This window comes from Amycolatopsis azurea DSM 43854 (assembly GCF_001995215.1).
GTDB lineage: Bacteria > Actinomycetota > Actinomycetes > Mycobacteriales > Pseudonocardiaceae > Amycolatopsis > Amycolatopsis azurea.
The window spans coordinates 132898-151431 of record NZ_MUXN01000020.1 but is presented as its reverse complement, the minus strand read 5'-3'; the positions used below and the strand labels follow the sequence as shown (position 1 = coordinate 151431).

General features: G+C 68.7%; 19 protein-coding genes and 1 tRNA gene. 15 read left to right on the top strand and 5 right to left on the bottom strand.

Annotation, left to right across the window (positions count from 1 at the left end; genetic code table 11):
- Positions 1 to 72: 72 nt before the first annotated feature.
- The 5 genes from B0293_RS25915 (at position 73) to B0293_RS25895 (ending at position 5064) form a co-directional block, all read left to right on the top strand.
- Entirely contained in the window at positions 73 to 1554 is a 1482-nt protein-coding gene (locus B0293_RS25915; RefSeq protein ID WP_005155637.1) for a helix-turn-helix domain-containing protein, read from the top strand.
- Between the two features lie 91 nt (positions 1555 to 1645).
- Positions 1646 to 2446, top strand: a complete 801-nt coding sequence (locus B0293_RS25910; RefSeq protein WP_005155636.1) for an SGNH/GDSL hydrolase family protein — start codon at positions 1646 to 1648, stop codon at positions 2444 to 2446.
- The gene (locus B0293_RS25905; RefSeq protein WP_005155635.1) at positions 2425 to 2982 is read left to right on the top strand and encodes a TetR/AcrR family transcriptional regulator; all 558 of its coding nucleotides are present in this window, start codon (positions 2425 to 2427) and stop codon (positions 2980 to 2982) included. The genes B0293_RS25910 and B0293_RS25905 overlap by 22 nt, the downstream gene beginning before the upstream one ends.
- A gap of 247 nt (positions 2983 to 3229) precedes the next feature.
- Positions 3230 to 4402, top strand: a complete 1173-nt coding sequence (locus B0293_RS25900) for a sensor histidine kinase (protein WP_005155634.1) — start codon at positions 3230 to 3232, stop codon at positions 4400 to 4402.
- Positions 4399 to 5064, top strand: coding sequence for a response regulator (locus B0293_RS25895; protein WP_005155633.1), 666 nt, complete (start codon positions 4399 to 4401; stop codon positions 5062 to 5064). The genes B0293_RS25900 and B0293_RS25895 overlap by 4 nt, the downstream gene beginning before the upstream one ends.
- On the opposite strand, the gene B0293_RS25890 is transcribed toward B0293_RS25895, so the two are convergent.
- Positions 5028 to 6491, bottom strand: a complete 1464-nt coding sequence (locus B0293_RS25890; protein ID WP_005155632.1) for a phytoene desaturase family protein — start codon at positions 6489 to 6491, stop codon at positions 5028 to 5030. The genes B0293_RS25895 and B0293_RS25890 overlap by 37 nt on opposite strands.
- 93 nt (positions 6492 to 6584) lie before the next feature.
- Here B0293_RS25890 and B0293_RS25885 point away from each other — a divergent pair, with 93 nt between their 5' ends.
- The 6 genes from B0293_RS25885 (at position 6585) to B0293_RS25860 (ending at position 11801) form a co-directional block, all read left to right on the top strand.
- Positions 6585 to 7319, top strand: coding sequence for a DUF2786 domain-containing protein (locus tag B0293_RS25885; protein WP_005155631.1), 735 nt, complete (start codon positions 6585 to 6587; stop codon positions 7317 to 7319).
- Between the two features lie 68 nt (positions 7320 to 7387).
- Positions 7388 to 8143, top strand: coding sequence for a GNAT family N-acetyltransferase (locus B0293_RS25880; protein WP_077241386.1), 756 nt, complete (start codon positions 7388 to 7390; stop codon positions 8141 to 8143).
- Positions 8144 to 8171: 28 nt separating this feature from the next.
- Positions 8172 to 8528 (top strand): ArsR/SmtB family transcription factor, encoded by a 357-nt coding sequence (locus B0293_RS25875; RefSeq protein WP_005155629.1) that lies wholly within the window; start codon positions 8172 to 8174, stop codon positions 8526 to 8528.
- The gene (locus B0293_RS25870) at positions 8525 to 8794 is read left to right on the top strand and encodes a hypothetical protein (RefSeq protein WP_005155628.1); all 270 of its coding nucleotides are present in this window, start codon (positions 8525 to 8527) and stop codon (positions 8792 to 8794) included. Before B0293_RS25875 ends, B0293_RS25870 begins: the two co-directional genes overlap by 4 nt.
- 111 nt (positions 8795 to 8905) lie before the next feature.
- Positions 8906 to 11086, top strand: a complete 2181-nt coding sequence (locus tag B0293_RS25865) for an MMPL family transporter (RefSeq protein WP_005155627.1) — start codon at positions 8906 to 8908, stop codon at positions 11084 to 11086.
- Positions 11079 to 11801 (top strand): class I SAM-dependent methyltransferase, encoded by a 723-nt coding sequence (locus tag B0293_RS25860; protein WP_005155626.1) that lies wholly within the window; start codon positions 11079 to 11081, stop codon positions 11799 to 11801. Before B0293_RS25865 ends, B0293_RS25860 begins: the two co-directional genes overlap by 8 nt.
- Here B0293_RS25860 and B0293_RS25855 read toward each other — a convergent pair.
- Together B0293_RS25855 and B0293_RS25850 are read right to left on the bottom strand one after the other, a co-directional pair.
- Positions 11798 to 13171 (bottom strand): UTP--glucose-1-phosphate uridylyltransferase, encoded by a 1374-nt coding sequence (locus B0293_RS25855; RefSeq protein WP_005155624.1) that lies wholly within the window; start codon positions 13169 to 13171, stop codon positions 11798 to 11800. The two genes, B0293_RS25860 and B0293_RS25855, sit on opposite strands and share 4 nt — an antisense overlap.
- A gap of 31 nt (positions 13172 to 13202) precedes the next feature.
- On the bottom strand, positions 13203 to 13775 hold the full coding sequence (locus B0293_RS25850; RefSeq protein ID WP_052014418.1) for a 5-formyltetrahydrofolate cyclo-ligase: 573 nt from the start codon (positions 13773 to 13775) through the stop codon (positions 13203 to 13205).
- A 218-nt stretch (positions 13776 to 13993) separates the two neighbouring features.
- Here B0293_RS25850 and glp point away from each other — a divergent pair, with 218 nt between their 5' ends.
- From glp to B0293_RS25830, 4 genes are all read left to right on the top strand, one after another.
- A complete protein-coding gene (glp, locus tag B0293_RS25845; protein WP_005155621.1) occupies positions 13994 to 15265 on the top strand; it encodes a molybdotransferase-like divisome protein Glp in 1272 nt (423 codons plus the stop codon).
- A complete protein-coding gene (locus tag B0293_RS25840; protein WP_005155620.1) occupies positions 15265 to 15936 on the top strand; it encodes a GNAT family N-acetyltransferase in 672 nt (223 codons plus the stop codon). The genes glp and B0293_RS25840 overlap by 1 nt, the downstream gene beginning before the upstream one ends.
- Positions 15937 to 16097: 161 nt before the next feature.
- Positions 16098 to 16907, top strand: a complete 810-nt coding sequence (gene sepX / locus B0293_RS25835; RefSeq protein ID WP_005155619.1) for a divisome protein SepX/GlpR — start codon at positions 16098 to 16100, stop codon at positions 16905 to 16907.
- A gap of 72 nt (positions 16908 to 16979) precedes the next feature.
- A tRNA-Ala gene (locus B0293_RS25830) sits at positions 16980 to 17052 on the top strand.
- Between the two features lie 78 nt (positions 17053 to 17130).
- Here the strand turns inward: B0293_RS25830 and B0293_RS25825 are convergent.
- Together B0293_RS25825 and B0293_RS25820 are read right to left on the bottom strand one after the other, a co-directional pair.
- Positions 17131 to 18345 (bottom strand): site-specific integrase, encoded by a 1215-nt coding sequence (locus B0293_RS25825; RefSeq protein ID WP_005155618.1) that lies wholly within the window; start codon positions 18343 to 18345, stop codon positions 17131 to 17133.
- The gene (locus B0293_RS25820) at positions 18345 to 18527 is read right to left on the bottom strand and encodes an excisionase family DNA-binding protein (protein ID WP_005155617.1); all 183 of its coding nucleotides are present in this window, start codon (positions 18525 to 18527) and stop codon (positions 18345 to 18347) included. Before B0293_RS25820 ends, B0293_RS25825 begins: the two co-directional genes overlap by 1 nt.
- Between the last annotated feature and the right edge of the window lie 7 nt (positions 18528 to 18534).

Genomic DNA, 18534 nt, shown 5'->3' with positions numbered 1-18534 from the left:
CGGCGAAGGTAGGCCGGGTGAGGTTGCACGCACGTTGCAACGAAGTGAGCCCGGTCACCTACCCTCGGAAACGTGGCGGAGCTGCCCGGAGGTGAAGCGTCGCCGCGTGACCCTCAGGCGTACGCGCGGCTGCTGAAGGACGTCCGCGAAGCCGTCCTCTCCGGTGTTCCCGCGCCACGTTCCCCCAGGTCGATCGTGTCGGCGTCGTGGAATCGCTCGCTCGCCGCGCAGGTCGATCCGGACGCGGGCGTCGCCCCGCTGGTCTACGACTCCGGCGAGCTGAGCGGCCTGCGGGACGAGCATCCGCTGGCGCCGGTGCTGCCGATCCTGCGGCAGACGCTGGTGAGCATCGCCGACGACGCCGAGCACATGATGATCGTGACCGACGCGGCCGGGCACATCCTGTGGCGCGAAGGCGCGGCCGGGGTGCTGCGGCGCGCGGACGGCGTGATGCTCGCCGAAGGCACGCGCTGGAGCGAGGACGTCATCGGCACGAACGCGATGGGCACCACGCTCGCCACCGGGGAACCGGTGCAGATCTACTCCGCCGAGCATCTCGTGCGGACCTATCACGGCTGGACCTGCGCGGCGGCGCCCGTGCGCGACCCGGAGACCGGCGCGCTGCTCGGGTCGATAGACGTCAGTGGTCCGCTGCGGACGGTCCATCCGGCGATGCTCGCGCTGGTCACGGCGGCCGCTCAGCTCGCCGAAGGCCAGCTGCGGGCCCGGCTCGCGATCCGCGACGAGCGGCTGCGGGTCCTGAACATGACCCATCTGGAAGCGTTGCGCGGCACGCCGGGCGCCCTGCTTTCGGCGAAGGGGCGCGTGCTGGCGGCCGAATCCTGCGGCGATCTTCCCGCCACCGTGGACATCCGGCCCGGCGGCGGCGCGGTCACCCTGCCCGACGGACGGCTCGGGACGGTCGAGCCGTTGCGCGAGGGCTATCTCCTGCGCCTGCGGAGCCGGGGTCCGTCGCGGCGGCCGCGGCTCGCGCTGGAGTTCCTCACCGACGGTCCGCCATCGACCACAGTGGACGGTCGCGAGGTGCCGTTCACCTTGCGGCACGCGGAAATCCTCACCCTGCTCGCCCTGCATCCGGGCGGCCTGTCGGCGGAACGGCTGGCCCTGCTGCTCTACGGCGAGAGCGGCAACCCGGTGACGGTGCGCGCGGAGATCCACCGGCTGCGCACGCAGCTCGGGTCGGACATCGTGCAGACCCGGCCGTACCGGCTCTCCGCCGAGGTGGACGCCGACTTCCTGCGGGTCCGCGAGGCACTCAAACGGGGCGACGTCGCCGGCGCCGCGAATGCGTTCCGCGGTCCGCTGCTGGCCGAATCGGAGTCGCCCGCCGTCCGCGAAGAGCGTGAGTCGGTCACCGCGTCGGTCCGGCGGGTCGCGCTCGGCAGCGGGGACGCGGCGGCGCTGTGGTCGTACTGGGAGACGGCCTGCGGTGCCGACGACGTCGAGATCGTCGACGCGCTGTGCCGGGTGCTCCCGGATGGCGACCCGCGGCGCGCCGTCGCCTTCACCCACCGGGCCCGCCTCACGCGATAGCAAAGGTCCCCCGCTCCCCCGGAGTAGACAGCGTCTACATCAGTTTGATAGACAGTGTCTACAAGGTGAACTAGCGGTTACGGAGATCTGGATGGGCTACCAACGATTCGTCGCGCTCGGCGACAGCTGCGCCGAAGGGCTGGCCGATCCGCATCCGTCGGGTGGCTTCTACCGCGGCTGGGCCGACTTCGTCGCGGCCCGCCTCGCCGAGGAAGAGCCCGATTTCCGCTACGCCAACCTCGCCGTCCGCGGGCGCAGGCTCGACCAGATCCACGCCGAGCAGACCCCGGCGGCGAGCAGGCTGCGGCCGGATCTGATCGCGCTGTTCGGCGGCGGCAACGACGTGATGAGCCGCGGCTGGGACGCGCGCACGGTCGCGCGCCGGGTCGACACCACCATCCGCGCCTGCACCGAGATCGCACCGGACGTCGTCACCTTCACCCTCAGCGACATCTCCCACCGCATGCCGATGGGGCACCGCATGCGCCCGCGCATCGTCGCGCTGAACGACGCCGTCCGCGAAGCGTCCGTCAGCTACGGCGCGACGCTCGTCGACCTCTGGCCGGACGACGCCGCGCACGATTCCCGCTACTTCGGCCCGGATCGGCTACACCTGTCCGAGCAGGGCCATCGTCGCCTGGCCGGGCACGTGCTCGGCAGGCTCGGCGTCACCCACGACCCGGCCTGGCTCGCCCCGCTCCCCGGTTCGGCCGGACGCCCCGGCCTGCGCGCGGACGTGCACTGGCTGACGAGAGAGGTCCTCCCGGTCGCGATCAGCCGGTTCCGCAACCGGCTGATCGGCCGCCAGCCGGGCGACGGCTTCCTGCCGAAACGCCCCGACCTCCTTCCCGTCATCGAGGAGACCCGGTCGTGGGCGCCCGAACCCGCCTGATCGACACCGCGGCCACCCTGCTGGCCGAAGAGGGCGTCGGCGCGGTGACCCTGCGCGGGATCGCGAAGGCCGCCGGCGTCTCGCACGGCGCGCCGCTGCGGCATTTCCCCGGACGCGCGGCCCTGCTCTCGGCGGTCGCCACCCGCGGCTACACCGAACTGCTCGACCGCGGCACCGGCCTGCCGGACGGGACACCGCGCGAACGGCTCATCGCGGCCTGCCACGGCTACCTCGACTTCGCGCTGGCCAATCCGGCGATGTTCGAGCTGATGTTCCGGCGCGACCTCATCGATCCGGACGACGCCGAACTCACGCGGGTGAGCAGCGCGGTCTTCGACTTCTTCGCCGCGCTCGTAGGCGCACTCCAGGACGGGGACTGGCATCCCGCGACCGATCCGCGGTTGCTCGCGTCCTCGCTGTGGGCTTCGCTGCACGGCCTCGCCCAGCTGTGGCTCTGGGGCGGGCTGGCGGGGGCGAGCTTCGCGCCGTCGCCGGAAAGCGCGCTGGCCGTCACGCTGGACGCTTATCTGGGCTGAGGCTCGGCGAAGAGGCGGCCCGTTCCGGATATCCCCTCCCGAAAGGCCCTCTTACCCGGAGAGGTCATCCTCTTCGCCGAGTTGGGGAATGGAATATCCATCCTACGCCGACGTTATCCGGACCGATCACCGAGCGGAATCACCACGAGTCGGAAGCCGGGGTAAACCTTGGCGGTATATAGGCGGGTGAATACCACGAAAGTCGCAGGAATTGGGCGGTCCGACGTTCCGGCGGTAACTTTCGGAAGTGCCGTCCCTCGCTCAGCCCTTTCAGCTCCTCCGCGCACGGCCGGCGCTCATCGACTGTCTGCTCACGGCGGCCTCGGCCACTCTCCTGGCGCTGGGCGCGGCTCCGCGCGGCGGGTCGTTCGGCGATCCGGTCGAGCCAGGCGTCGTCGCCCTCGCCGTACTCATCGCGCTCCCGCTGGTGGTGCGCCGCCGTTATCCGATCGCGGTCCTGCTCACCTCGGTCTCGATCATGACCGTGTACACCGCGCTGGGATACCGGGCCACTTTGGGCGAACCCTCGGCCTTCATCGCGGCGTACACGGTATGGGCGCGCTACCCACCCGCGAAGGCCGTGGCGCCGACCATCGCGTGGGTCGCCCTCTTCGAACTGGGCCTCGTACTCGGGGAGGTGCCGACCTTCGTGGTCGACACGACGCGCCTGATCGCGCAGTGCGCGGGCACGGTCATCGTCGGGCGGCTCGGTTTCCTGCGCGCGGACCGGCTGGTGGAACGCGCCGTCCGCGCGGAACGGGAGATCCGGCTCGAAGCGGAACAGGCCGTCGTCGAGGAGCGCATCCGCATCGCGCACGAACTGCACGACGTCGTGTCCCACCACATCTCGGTGATCGCGGTGCAGGCGAACCTCGCGCGTTACGTCTTCGAATCCTCCCCCGGCACCGCGCGCGCCGCGCTGAACACGATCACCGGCACCACGACGGAAGCCCTCGACGAACTGCGACGGCTGCTCGGGGTGTTGCGCCCACCGCAACACGAACCTCACGAGTACCGCCCACAGCCCGGTCTCGCCGACCTTCCCGCGCTGGTCACCCGCGTGCGCGAAGCCGGCCTCACCGTGAAGACGCAGACCATCGGCGACCCGCGACGGCTCGCTCCCGGGCAGCAACTGTGCACCTACCGAATCGCCCAGGAAGCGCTTACGAACGTACTGAAACACGCGGGGAAGGCGTGCGCGGAACTCGTCCTCGAATACGGCGAGGAAGCGCTCGTGCTGCGTGTCCGCAATTCCGCTTCCGGCGATACACCGCCGCACAATCCGGCAGGACAAGGGCTCATCGGAATGCGTGAACGGGCCAGAATGTACGGTGGTTCCATCGAAATGGGACCGGCCGGATCCGGTGGTTTCTCGATCGAACTGACCCTTCCCTATCTGCCGCAGGAGCGAGCCCGGTGACCAGTGTGCTGGTGGTCGACGACCAGGATCTCGTCCGCGCGGGCTTCGTCGCCCTGCTCGACGCCGTTCCCGACGTGCGCGTCGCGGGCGAAGCGCGAAACGGGCTCGAAGCCGTCGAGAAAGCCCTCGAACTGCGTCCCGACGTGATCCTGATGGACATCCGGCTGCCCGGACTCGACGGCGTCAAGGCGACCGAGCAGATCCTGGCGCGGGCCGGGCCGGAGAAGCCGAACGTGCTCATGCTGACGGTGTTCGACCTCGACGAATACGTCTACACCGCGTTGCGGGCGGGAGCGGCGGGTTTCCTGCTCAAGGACTGCCCGCCGGAGACGCTGATCGCCGGGATCCACGCCGTCGCGCGCGGCGACATGCTTTTCGGACCGACCATCACCCGGCGCCTGGTCGAGGCCTTCACCCAGAGCCCGCCGGAAAAACCGGCGGCCCCGCCCGCGCTGACCGGGCTGACCGATCGCGAACTCGAGGTGCTGCGGTTCGTCGGCACCGGCGTGCCGAACTCCGACATCGCGCTGAGCCTCCTGGTCAGCGAGGCCACCGTGAAGACGCATCTGAACCGGTTGATGACGAAACTCGGGATCTCCAGCCGGGCCCAGGCCGTGGTGGTCGCCTACGAAACAGGGCTCGTGCGACCACGGGATTCGTGAAGAACGCGTTCGAAGTCCTTTCCCAGTACGGATTTCGCGGCATGCCAGCCGCCCATCCCGTGTACACCGGGTCCCGGCGCCGTCGCGGCCGAACACAGGAAGACACCGCCGAGCGGGGTGCGGTGCGGATTCCACCGCGGGACGGGGCGCCCGAGCACCTGGCGCAGGTTCACCGCCCCGGCGGCGACGTCACCGCCGGGGTAGTTCGCGTTGTAGGCCTCCAGTTCCGGCGCGGTGACGCATCGGCTCGCCAGGATCGTGTCGGAGAATCCGGGCGCGAACCGTTCGATCCGCCGCCGGACGAGCTCGGTGACGTCCCGCGGATCCCCGTGCGGCACATGGCAATACGCCCACACCGGCCGTTTGCCCGGCAGACCGCGGGACGGGTCGATCGTCATCGGATCGGACACGAGTACGAAACGGTCTTCCGGATCTCCGCCGCGCACCACGGCGTTCTCGGCCGCGTACACCTCGTCCCGGGTGCCTCCGAGATGGACGGTGCCCGCCTTGCCGACCTCCGGAACCGCCCACGGAACCGGTTCGGACACCAGGAAATCGACCTTCGACGCGCCGGGACCGTAGCGGTAGGACTCCAGCGCCTTCCGGTAGCGCGGCGGCAGCAGATCGCGGGCGATGTCGAGGAAACCGCGCGGGGCGATGTCGAGGATCACCGTCCGCGAACCCGCCAATCGCCGCAGGTCCGTGATCCGGCTGCCGGTGTGGATCCGGCCGCCGTGCGCGACGACGTCGGCGGCGAGCGCGTCGGTGATCGTTTGACTGCCGCCGCGGGCGATCGGCCAGCCGGTCGAATGCGCGAGGTGGCCCAGTAGAAGGGTCGCGCCGGCCGCGGCGAGCGAGGGCTGACGGCTCATCACGTGCGCGGAGACACCGGACAACAGCGCGGGCGCTTCCGGACCGGTGAACAGACGTCGCTCCAGCCCGGACGCGAGCAGCGCGATCCGCGCGGGCAGAAGTGCGGCGGCACGCGGGTCGCGGGGCGGATGCCGGAGGTCGCCGAGCAGGAGATCGGCCAGTTCGCGGCTGTGCGCGGCCAGCGGTCCCAGCAGGCGGCGCCACCGGGGGCCGTCCGTACCAAGGGCATCACAGGTCCGGTCGAGATCTTCATAGGCGAGTCCGGCCCGGCTACCGTCGATCGGGTGCGCGTACGCGATCTCCGGCCGAAGGAGGTCGACTCCGTGCCCGGCGAGATCGAACCAGCGGAAGAAGGGCGACGCCGCGGCCATCGGATGCCCGGTGGCGCAGATGTCGTGCCGGACGTCGTCGTCGAACAGCGGGGCCGTGCGCGTCCCGCCGCCGATCCCGTCCGCCGCCTCGTGCACTTCGACCGACAGGCCCGCCCTGGCCAGCAGCACCGCCGCCGCGAGTCCGTTCGGACCGGAACCGACCACCGAAACGTCGATCGACATACCGCCCCCTTGCCGGGATCCGAACATCCGTCCGAATATTGTCGGACCTCTCTCCTAGATTGACCCGTTCCAACCCAATCAGGAAGGAGGGCCATGCCCGACCACGACACGCTGCTCGCGCGCGTCCGGAAACTCCTCGCGAAGGCGGAGGACCCGGCGGTCACCGAGGCCGAAGCCGAGTCGTACAACACCAAGGCCGCCGAACTGATCGCCAGGTACGGCATCGATCAGGCGCTGCTGGCCGCCTCCGGGGCGACCGCCGACGAGATCACCCAGGTCATGATCCCGCTCGAAAACCCGTACAGCCGGGACAAGGCGGGACTGCTCACGAACATCGCGCATCCGCTGCGCTGCCGGGCCCTGCTGCACCGGCTCGGCCAGTCGGTCACCGCGGTGACGGTGTTCGGCTTCCGGTCCGATCTGGAACGGACGGAGCTGCTGTACACGAGCCTGCTGCTGCAGGCGACCACCCAGCTGACCAGGGTCCGCCCGGAGAACCGGGTGTTCGCGGGCGAATCGCTGGCCGCGTACCGGCGCACCTGGCTGCACGGATTCTCCGGCGCCGTCTACGAAAGGCTCCGCAACAGCGAAGACACCGCGGCCCGCACCCACACCACGGCGGCGGGCCATCGCTCCGCGGAACTGGTGATCCAGGACCGGACGGCGATGGTCAAACAGGCGTACGATGAGCAATACGGTGATCTTCGTTCGGCACCGCCGAGGCGGCTGTCCGGCAGCGGCTACCTCGACGGGCACTCCGCCGGCGAGCGCGCCAACCTCAACACCACCGGTCTCACCGGAAGGCGGCGTGCGCTGCCGGTCCGCTAGACCGTCGTGAAGACCAGTTCGTGAAAACCACCTCGTGAGAAACGCGTGTCCTCGGGTCTACTGAGGACATGATCGTGATCGAAGACCTGGCCACCCGGCCTGAGCTGCGCGAGCCCGCGCTCGGCCTCGGCGGTGTCGGCGGCGAATTCCTCCAGCACGACCTGACGGGCCTGCTGGCGAAGTCGTCCCATCTGGCCGCCCGCTGGCCGGAATACTTCCTCGTACTGCTGGAAGACGGTGTCCCGGTGGCGAGAGCGGCCGCCGTCCCGGTCGGATTCCCGACGGCCGAACGCCCGGAGTTGCCGGACCACGGCTGGGACGCCGCCCTGATCTGGGCCGCGGAAGATCTGCTGAGCGCCCGTGAGACGAATACGCTGATCGCCCTCGAAGTGCTGGTCGCGCCAGGCCGCCGCGGTGGCGGCCTGGCCGCGAAAGCGTTGGAAGCCTTGAAAAAGCGTGCCTCGGAAAAGAGGATGCGCAAACTCGTCGTGCCGGTCCGCCCGGCCGGGAAGGAGAACGAACCTGGACTGTCCTTTGAGGACTATGTCGCGCGCCGTCGCCCGGACGGCCTGCCCGAAGATCCGTGGCTGCGCACGCACGAGCGGGTCGGCGCCCGGTACGTGAAAGTGGCACCGTTCGCGATGACGGTCACGGGCACCTTCGCCCAGTGGAAGGCGTGGACCGGCGTCGAACTCCAGGACGGCCTCGCGGCCGTGCCGGGCGGGATCGCGCCGGTGCTCGCCTCCTCGGCGCTGGACGTCGGTGTCTACGTGGAACCCAACGTCTGGATGGAGCACCTGGTAGATCCAGTCAGCACCTGCTAGATTTCTTTGGCATGTGCTGGAGCCAGGCATGACCGCCACCGGACCGTCCGGCGACGAGCTGCTGCGACTGCTGGGGGCACTGGCGAATCCGCATCGGCTGCGGATCGTCGCGGCGCTCCGCGCGGAGCGCGCGTACGTGAGCCAGCTGGCGCGAGAGCTCGGCATCAGCCGGGCACTGCTTCAGCTCCACCTGCGCAAACTGGAGGCGGCCGGTCTCGTGTCGGCCACCCTGGAGCTGTCGGAGGACGGGAAGGCGATGAAGTTCTACGAGGTGAAACCGTTCGTGCTCGAACTGAGCCCGGACGCCATCGCCGCCGCGGCACCGACACTGAGTACGCCGACACCAGGCACACCGACACCGGGTGACGAGGGGGAACGACCGTGAAGTGGCATCAATGGCAGGAAGTCGCCGGCCTGATCGGCATCTTCGTGTTCCTCACCGTGGTGATCACGGTGGTCGTGTGGCAGTTCGGCGCGACCATCCGCGCCAAGGGCGCGCTCGCGCGTGAACAGGAATACCGCAGGCTCGCTGAAAAGGCCGTCCAGGCGCAGGAAGAGACCGAACGCAAACTCACCGAACTCGACGGCCGCCTCGCGGATCTCCAGAAGAGCGTGGGCTCGGTCGAACGGATCCTCAAGGAGGTCGACTGACCGGCCGGTGAAAGACCCTGGGCCGCCGAGCGGCAACTCGACGACCCAGGAAAGAAGAAGCAAAAACCTCGCCCGAGGCATCTCACTCCTTCACGTAAAGGACTGTAGTTCATGCTGCCCGAAAAGCTCGCCGCCTGGTCCGTCCGGCATCGCGCGCTCACCCTCGTCTGCTGGGTCGCCCTCGTGGTCGTCGCCCTGCTGTCGGGTGCCCTGCTGGACGGCGAAAGCCGGCGGAGCACCGATCCCGGCGAATCCGGCCGCGCGCAGACCGCTTTGAACGCCCAAAGCACCTTCGACCCCTTACGCGAGAACGTCCTCGTCGAAGCGAAGAACCCAGGCTCGGCGCCGTTCACCGCGAACGAAGAACTCCGGCGGGCGACCGAAGACCTGGTCACCACGCTCGCCCGATCCGGCTCCGTCACCGACGTCCGCTCACCGCTGGCTCCCGACGGCGCCGAACGGATCTCGGCCGACGGCGCGTCCGGGCTCGTCGGCTTCTCGATCGCGGGCGGCGACAAGGACATCCGCCCGAACTTCGAGACCGCGTCCGCGCAGGTCGACGCGGTCGCCGCCCGGCATCCGTCGGTCCGGTTGGGCCTGTCCGGGGATCTCAGCCTGTCGACCGTGGTCGACAAGGGAATCCGGGAAGACGTCAAACGGTCGGAACTCCTGTCCCTGCCGATGACGCTGGTGATCCTGCTGATCGTCTTCGGGGCGCTGGTCGCGGCGTCGGTCCCGTTGCTGCTGGCCGGAACGACCGTCGCGGCGACGTTCGGCTTCCTCTCCGTCGTCGACGACCTCACCCCGATCAACAGCGCGACGACGGTGATCACGCTGCTCATCGGGATGGCGGTGGGCGTGGACTATTCGCTGTTCTTCCTGAGGCGGCAACGAGAAGAACGCGCCAGGGGGCATTCGGTCGACGACGCGATCCTGATCGCGGCACGGACGTCAGGGCACGTCGTGGTCGTCTCGGGCGTCACGGTCGTCCTGTGTGTGAGCGGACTGGTGTTCACCGGGCTCGACAACTTCACCGGACTCGCGATCAGTACGGCGTTCGTGGTCGGCCTGGCCATGCTCGGCGCGGTCACCGTGCTTCCCGCGCTGCTGTCACTGCTGGGCGACAAGGTCGACCGGGGCCGGATTCCCTGGCTGGGCAAGCGGCGGACCGCCGCGGAGAACTCACGCTTCTGGTCCGCGACCGCCCGCGCGGTCACCCGGAGGCCGTCGCTGTGGGGCGGGCTCGCGGCCGCGCTGCTGATCCTGCTCTCCCTGCCCGCCCTCGGCATGCACCTGCAGGATCCGACACCGGCGGAGAGCCTGCCGCGATCGATGACGACGATCGACTCCGCCGTCCGCACCCAGGAAGCCTTCCCCGGGGTCGTCTACCCCGCGACGGTGGTGCTGACGGCCGCGAAGGGCGGTCCGGTCGACAGCCCGGCACTGCGATCGGCGATCACCGATCTCGAACGCAGGATCGGGGAAACCGGCGGCGTGCTGAACAAACCCGTCGCGGTCGCGAACGTCGACGAGGCGGTGGTCGTCCGGGTCCCGCTGTCCGGCGCGGGCCGGGACGCGGAAGCCGACGCCGCGCTGGCGAAATTGCGCACCGAGGTCCTGCCCGAGACGATCGGCCGGGTGGACGACGTCGGCTTCGCGGTGTCGGGGCGGACGGCGAACGCTCGCGACTTCGCCGACCGGGTCATCGACCGTATGCCGCTGGTCGTCGGTTTCGTCCTGCTGGCGGCGTTCGTGTTGCTGCTGCTGGCTTTCCGGTCCGTGGCGGTGTCGCTCGTGTCGCTCCTGCTCAACCTGCTGTCGATCGGCGCCGCCTACGGCGTGCTCACCTGGATCTTCCAGGACGGCCATTTCGCTTCCCTGCTGGGATTCACCCCGTACGGCGGGGTGGTCGGCTGGCTGCCGATGTTCATGTTCGTCCTGCTGCTCGGGCTGAGCATGGACTACCACATCTTCATCCTCAGCCGGATCCGTGAACGCCGGGCCGACGGGGCCGTCACCGCGATCGTCCGCGGCACCGGCACCAGCGCGGGGGTGGTCAGTGGCGCGGCCGTGATCATGGTCGGCGTGTTCAGCGTCTTCATCACGCTGAGCGCGATCGAGTACAAGATGATGGGCGTCGGGATGGCGGTCGCCATCCTCATCGACGCCACGCTGGTCCGCGGGGTGCTACTGCCGGCGTCCCTGGCACTGCTGGGAAAGCGGGCCTGGCGGCCCGACCGTAAATCCGTGGCTCCCGAACGGGTCCCGGAACTATCGTCACCGAATGCCTGACGCGCTCTTCGCCCACGCTCGGCTCGCACCGATCTACGACGCCTTCGACGGCGCTCGCGACGATCTGGACCACTACCTGGCCATCATCGGCGAACTCGGGGCGAGAAGGGTGCTCGACGTCGGCTGCGGTACCGGCTGCCTGGCCGTTCTCCTCGCCGAGCGAGGGATCGAGGTCGTGGGGGTCGATCCGGCCGAGGCTTCTCTGGAGATCGCGAAGGCCAAAGACCCGGAAGGGAAGATCACCTGGATCCACGGTGACGCGAAAGCGGCGGGTGAGGCGGGCGCCGATCTCGCCGTGATGACCGGCAACGTGGCCCAGGTCTTCCTCACCGACGACGAATGGCGCCGGACCCTCGAAGGCGTCCGCACGGCGCTGAAGCCGGGTGGGCACCTGGTGTTCGAGATCCGGCGCCCGGGTCGCCGCGTGTGGGAGGACTGGGCCGCCGACACCGCGCACGACGTCATCGACGTCCCGGGTGTCGGCGAGGTCGAGCAGTGGCGCGAGGTCACCGAAGTGAACCTCCCGTTCGTCTCGTTCCGGTACAGCTACCGGTTCCCCGACGGCGAGATCGTCACCTCGGACTCGACGCTCTGGTTCCGCGAACGCGAAGACCTGGAAGCCTTGCTGGCGGAACACGGTTTTCGCGTCCTGGACGTCCGGGAGGCCCCCGACCGTCCAGGACGCGAGTACGTGTTCATCGCCCAGCGGGACTAGAGGACTTCGCCGTCCGGAACCGTTTTCGGCCCGGTGATCTTCACATCGCCGCGGACGACGACGTTGCTCCCGAAGGTGACGTCGCCGTCCACGGCGAGGCTCGTGCATTCCTTGAGAGAAGGCGCGGAAGGGATACGCGCGTCGAAGTCCGGCAGGAGCTTGTAGAACTCCTTGCTCAGCGACACGACCGGCGGGGTGGTGGTGAACTCCGGGATCATCTCCCCGCCGTCATCGAGCACATAAGCGTCGGACCGGACAACCAGCAGGTCGTCCGTGGTCTTGACCGGCGCGAACCGGGTCCGCGGGATCTCGATGGCCCGCGCGCCCTCGACGGAACCGATCGCCGCGCCCATCGCCGTTTCGAGCTGGATCACCGGCGTGCTGGACGAATCGGCCGGATCGACGGTCTTCCGGTTCACGATCAGCGGTAACAACGGCGCGGCCGGGTCGGCGTCCTGAAGTGCTTTCAGGCGTTCCAGGTCGAACCAGATGTTGTTGGTGTTGAAGAAACGCCACTTGGCGACGTCGCCGAACGAGTCGTCGCCGTCGGGCACCTGCGCGGATTCACGCAGGACGATCCGGCCCGCGCGCCGCGCGAGGTGCCCGCCCTTGCGGTCGGCCGCGGTGCCGAGCACGGTCTCCATCGCGAACGGGATGTTCTCCCTCGCCAGCCAGGCGGCGATCCGGGCGTCCGGCAGCGCGCCGAGGTTGTCGGCGTTGGACACGAAGCACCAGCGGATGCCTTCCGCCAGCAGCGTTTCGAGCATCCCGCTCACCGCGAGCGCGACGTAGATGTCCCCGTGCCCCGGCGGGCACCATTCGAGTTCCGGGTTCGCGGGCCACTCGGCGGGCCGCCCGTCGGCGGTGATCTTCGGTTCGCGACCTTGCAGGAAGTCGGCGGGGATCACGTCGTCGGCGAGATCGGGGTACTTCTTCAGCAACTCCAGCGAAGGTTCGCGGGTGCCCGCCGAATTCATCAGGATCAGCGGCAGGCGCGCGCCGTACTTCTCGCGGGTCGAGAGCACCTGCATCGCGATGACGTCGAGGAACGACTTCCCCGGTTTGATCTCCAGCAGGGACTTCGGCCCGGTGAGCCCCATGCTCGTGCCGAGCCCGCCGTTGAGTTTGAGCACGGCCGTACGGTCCAGGACCCGGCGCGCTTCCGCGGCGTCCGGCTCGGGCAGATCCACGAGCCTGCTGATGTCATCGAGTGGTTCGAGTTCGTTTCCCGGCAATTCACCGGCGCCGGGTTCGGACAGCTGCTCGAGACGCCTTCTCAGGGCCGCCAGCTCCATGGCGTGGGCTCCCGCGGAACGCATTTTCGACAGCGTTTCGGCGAAATGATCGGACAGGTGCGCGTCAGAGCTCATTGTGCCCTTTCTGAACCACTGCGTCGGGGCGTCAGTCTATTACCGGTCGCGGGGCCACCCCCTGGTCCGGGGTCAGCACTCCCGTCATCCGGACGTCGTGCGGTTCCGCGGGCAGGGCGCGCACGAGTTCGGCGTCCCGGACGACGGCGATCAGCGCGGCGCCCGGCGCGGCGAAGGAGAGTGACCGGTCGTAGTACCCGGCGCCCCTGCCGAGCCGGACACCTTCGTCGTCGACGGCGAGCGCCGGGATCAGCACCAGATCGGCCGTCCCCAGCGTGTCGGGACCGAACCCGCGGCCGGTCGGTTCGAGCAACCCGCGCAGTCTGCCCGGCCCGAGGCTCGACGGGCCTTCGTAAACGGCCCACCCGAGCGGTCCCGGCTCGGCGGGGACGATCGGCAGCAGCACCCGTTTGCCCTGGTCCAGAAGTTGATCTAGGAGTGCCCTCGAACCCGGTTCGGTGCCGAACGGCATGTACGCGCACACGACCTCGCCCGGCAGCCGAGCGGCCGCCGAGGCCAGTGCCGCGGCCTCCCTGGCCCGCTCTTCCGTCACCTGTGAACGCCGTTCGGCGGTTATCCGAGTACGCCACTCCGCTTTGCTCAGGTGTTCATTGCCGGGCTCGCCCACGAGGTCAGGTTAGGCTTCACGCCTATGACAGGCGCAGCGACCACCCCGGCGGCACGGACCACGGGGGACTTGCCCGATCGGGCGATTTCCACGGCTTCGGACCGCATCACTCCTGGTAACGGTGGTGAACTTCAGTTCACCGACGGGCCTTCATCGCGTGCCTGGTCGAACGAACGGATCGAGATCCCCCAGTCATGACGGAACCCATCGCCGAAGCGGCCGAGACCGAAGACGCGGGACAGTTCCGTTCCGTCGAGGATCAGATCGCGCTGACCCTGGACGCCGCGGTACGCCCGCGCCCGGTCCGGGTCGCCATCTCCGAGGCCCAAGGCCTCCTGTGCGCCGAAGAGGTCGTCGCCGAACACGCGCTGCCCGGTTTCGACCAGGCCGCCGTCGACGGCTACGCGGTACGGAGCGTCGACGTCCGGACAGCGGGCCAAGAGCCGGTGCAGCTGCCGGTGGTCGGCGAGATCGCCGCCGGTTCACGCCAGCCGCGGCGGCTCCAGCCGGGCCAGGCCGTGCGGGTCGACACCGGCGCGCCGCTGCCCACGCTCGCCGACGCCGTCGTCCCGACCGCCTACACCGACGGTCACCAGGCCAAGGTCACCGTGCACAAGTCGGTGCCGTCGGCGGGCTACGTCCGCCGGACCGGTGAGGACGTGCAGATCGGCGACGTCGCCGTGCGCAAGGGCGACACCATCGGCTCGGCCCAGGTCGGCCTGCTCGCCGCGGTCGGCCGGGCGAAGGTGCTGGTCTACCCGCGGCCCCGCGTTTCGATCGTTTCCGTCGGCGACGAACTGGTCGACATCGACCGCACCCCGTCGGTCGGGCAGGTCTACGACGTCAACTCGTACGCGCTGTCCGCGGCCGCGCGGGACGCGGGCGCCGAGGTGAGCCGCGTCGGCATCGTCCCCGGCGATCCGAAACGTCTGCGGGAGATCGTCGAAGGCCGCCTGCTGATGTCTGAGATCGTCGTCGTCGCGGGCGGCGCCGGCGGCAGCGCGGGCGACGAGGTGCACGCGGCGCTGTCCGACCTCGGCCACATCGACATGACCCGGGTCGCCATGCACCCCGGTTCGGTGCAGGGCTTCGGCAGGCTCGGCCCCGACTCGGTGCCGACGTTCCTGATCCCCGGAAACCCGATGAGCGCGCTGGTCGTGTTCGAGGTCCTGGTCCGCCCGCTGATCCGCGCCGCGCGCGGCACCCGCAACCCGCACCGCCGGATCGTCGGCGCGCGGCTGCTCTCCCCCATCACCTCGACCAAGGGCCGCAAAGGCTTCCTTCGCGGGCAGTTACTGCGCGACGAAGGCAACGGCGAGTACCTGGTGCAACCGCTCGGCACTTCGGGCGCGCATCTGCTCGCGTCGCTGGCCGAGGCGAACTGCCTGATCAACATCGACGAAGACCTCACCGAGGTCGCCGCGGGCGAGCAGGTCAAGGTGACCTTCCTGGCCCAGCGGGCGTAATGGGCGCACCCATTTCCGGCGTCGCGTATCCGATCGAGACCCGGCATCCGGGCTGGCCCGCGAAGCTGGGGCCGCTCCGGGTGCCCGCCGGGGTCCTCGCCGTTCGACCGGTCCGGCTGCGGGACGCCGGCGAGTGGAGCCGTGTCCGGCTGCGGGACCGCGAGCACCTGGAGATGTGGGAACCGACCGGCATCGGGCCGTGGCCGGACCGCAACGCGTTCTGGTCATGGCCGTCCCAATGGCTGGCTCTGCGCGGCCTCGCCCGGCGCGGCCAGTGCCTCCCGTTCACCATCACGGTCGATGGACGCTTCGCCGGGCAGATCACTGTGGGTAACGTCATCCGGGCGTCGCTCCGATCCGCCTGGATCGGCTACTGGGTGTCATCGGAGATCGTCCGCGGCGGCGTCGCGACAGGCGCCGTCGCGCTGGTCACCGACCACGTCTTCGACTTCGGCGGGCTGCACCGGCTCGAAGCGACCGTCCGCCCCGAAAACACCCCCAGCCTGCGGGTTCTCGGCAAAGCGGGGTACCGGCAAGAGGGCCTTTTCGAGCGCTACCTCGATGTCGCGGGCGGCTGGCGGGACCATTTCTGCTACGCGATCACCAAGGAGGAGACCGGTGACGGACTGGTCTCCAGGCTCGTCGCGAAGGGCCTCGCGGAGCGCGTTTGACCCCGTCACAGGGTCGTTCCGGTGACCGCGTTACCACAACCTGTGAGATTCACCTAATTTGGTGATGCATTTTCCGTGATCGAAACCGGCGAGTCTGCGCGGCGTGTGTGACTGTTGTGGCTAGCGTGACTACAGCAGTGGATCGGGGGAGGTGACGGGAGATGCCCAGTTCGGTGATCATCGTCGCGCTCGCAGCGGCATGGCTCGTCGTTCTCGTGCCCATGGTCGCCCGCAAGCGCCAGCAGGTCGCACGGACGACGGACTCGGCCATGGCGGCGCGGGTCGTGCGGAGCGGGAGCACACGCCACGAGGGACCGGAGGAGTTCGCCATGGCGGAGAACACGGAACCGTCGGTAGAAGACGACCTGGCCGAGCTCGAGGCGGAACTCGACGCCGACCTCGAAGACGAGGAACCGGAAGCCGAACCGCTACCCCAGCCCTCGCGCGCGACCCACGCCGAAAGGGAACGCCAAGGCAGCGGCTACCGGCCGGGCCGGGGCGGTTTCGACCCCGAGGCCGCGGACATCGCCGCGCGCGCCAAATACGCGTTCCGGCAGCGGATCGTCATCGCGCTCCTGGTTCTCGTGGTCACCACCGCGGTCGTCGCCGGCTTCCTGACCCCGACGGTCTGGTGGGCCAACGGTGTCGTCGACGCCGTTCTCATCGGCTACCTCGTGTACCTGCGCCGTCAGGTCCGCATCGAGAACGAGATCCGGCAGCGCCGCCTCGCCCGCTTCAACAACACCCGCGCCCCGCGCCGCTCGGTCGCCGACGACGAAGACTCCGGTGAATCCCACGAGGACATCGAGGTCGTCGCCGCCGAACGCCCTGCCGTCGTGGAGCGCAAACCGTCCCCGATGTCCCGCCTCCGGCGCCAAGCCGTCGTCGTCGACCTCGATGACGAGGATCCGGCCTTCCACGAGCTCGACGAGCCCGGGACCAGGCCTTTCCGCCGGGCCGCCGGAGAGTGACCCCCGCGTTTCGGGGCTCCATGAGCCACTGATAGGCTCATGGAGCTCCAAACAACGGGGCGAGATTCACCAGGGGCTGTAGCGCAGTTGGTAGCGCGTCTCGTTCGCATCGAGAAGGTCAGGGGTTCGATTCCCCTCAGCTCCACAGCAGGTCAAAGGCCCTTCCCAGGGATATGGGAAGGGCCTTTTTGTTACCCGTACAGCAGCAAAGTACAGCAGCAGGTCATTGCAGGCTGTCTCCAAGCTTCTTGAGCGCCGCTCGCGTCTGGTCCGACGAAATCTCGGTGTAGATCTCCATCGTGACCGCGAACTGAGCGTGCCGGAGAATCCGCATCGCGACCCGAGGATGCACGTCGAGATCCGCCAGCAGCGACCCGCAGGAGCGGCGACCGTCGTGCACGGTGATGTACCGGACGCCCGCCTTCCTGCATCGAGTCGCCCACGACCGGAGGAAGTTACGCGGCTCGATCGGCGTGCCGTGCTCGGTCGTGAACACGAGCCCGCTGTCGAGCCAGGCATCAGCCTTCTCCTTGTCTCTCTCCCGACGCTCCAGCCGCAGCTTCAACGCCGCTGTGATGATGTCGATCAAGGGCATGACGTCATCGGACGTCGGAGTCTTCGTCTGGCGATGCAGGAGCTTCTTCTGAACCCTTTGCAACTGCCAGGAGATATCCAGCTCCGACGTCTCGAAGTTGATCGCCTCATCAGGAATGCCGAGCACTTCACCCTCACGCATGCCCATGATCAGGACGAGGGCATACGCCGCGTACAGCGGATCGTTCTCGACCTTGGCCGACTCCAGGAACTTCCGAGCCTCATCACTCGACCACCGTTGCCGCTTCGGCTTCCGGAGAGTCGGCAGGGTCACGAGCGCCACCACATTTCGGCTGATCAACTCTTCGCGACATGCGTAGTTCAGCGCGCTACGCAGGCAGTCCCGAATGTCTTTGATCGTACGACCTGACGGTGCTTGCTCACAGCATCGCCCGAGCGCGCAACACCTCTGCTTGGCCCGCGACCTACGAGCATCCTTCCCCTGCGCACAGCACTGGCACACCAAAGGCAGCTTGTTGACCCACTTCTGTGCCTCACGAAGTTGCAGACGGTCGAGACGCTTGTCTCCCAAGAACGGAGCGATGTACAGCCGAACGAAAAGCTCGTAGTTCACGTACGTCTTGGGTGCCCGGTTCGGCCGGATGACCTCCTCAAGCCAGTAGTTCAGGTACGGCCCCAAGTTCGGAACCCGAGTCGCGACAGGCCCCTTTTTCGCTTCCTGGTGCAGCTTCAACCACTTGTCGTGAACTTCCTCGCGCGTCTTCCCGTAGACGTACTTGCGCTTCCTCTCCCCGCTAGGAGTCGTGACCCACACGTAGGCGGCGAAACCATTGCGGTGGGGGTAAATCGAGCCCTCACCATCAGCGCGTGCCTTCCCAGTCATCAGGCAGCCTCCGCCACTCGATCGTTGATGTACTGATCAACCCATTGAGGGAGAATCCGCCGGTTGTGGCCGTCCTTGACGGATTGAATCCGCCCGGTGGCCACCAGCATCTTTGTCTTCGACAGTCCGTAGCCCAGCATCTCCGCCACCTCAGCGACGGTGTGCCATTTACGCGTGATCATCAGTTCC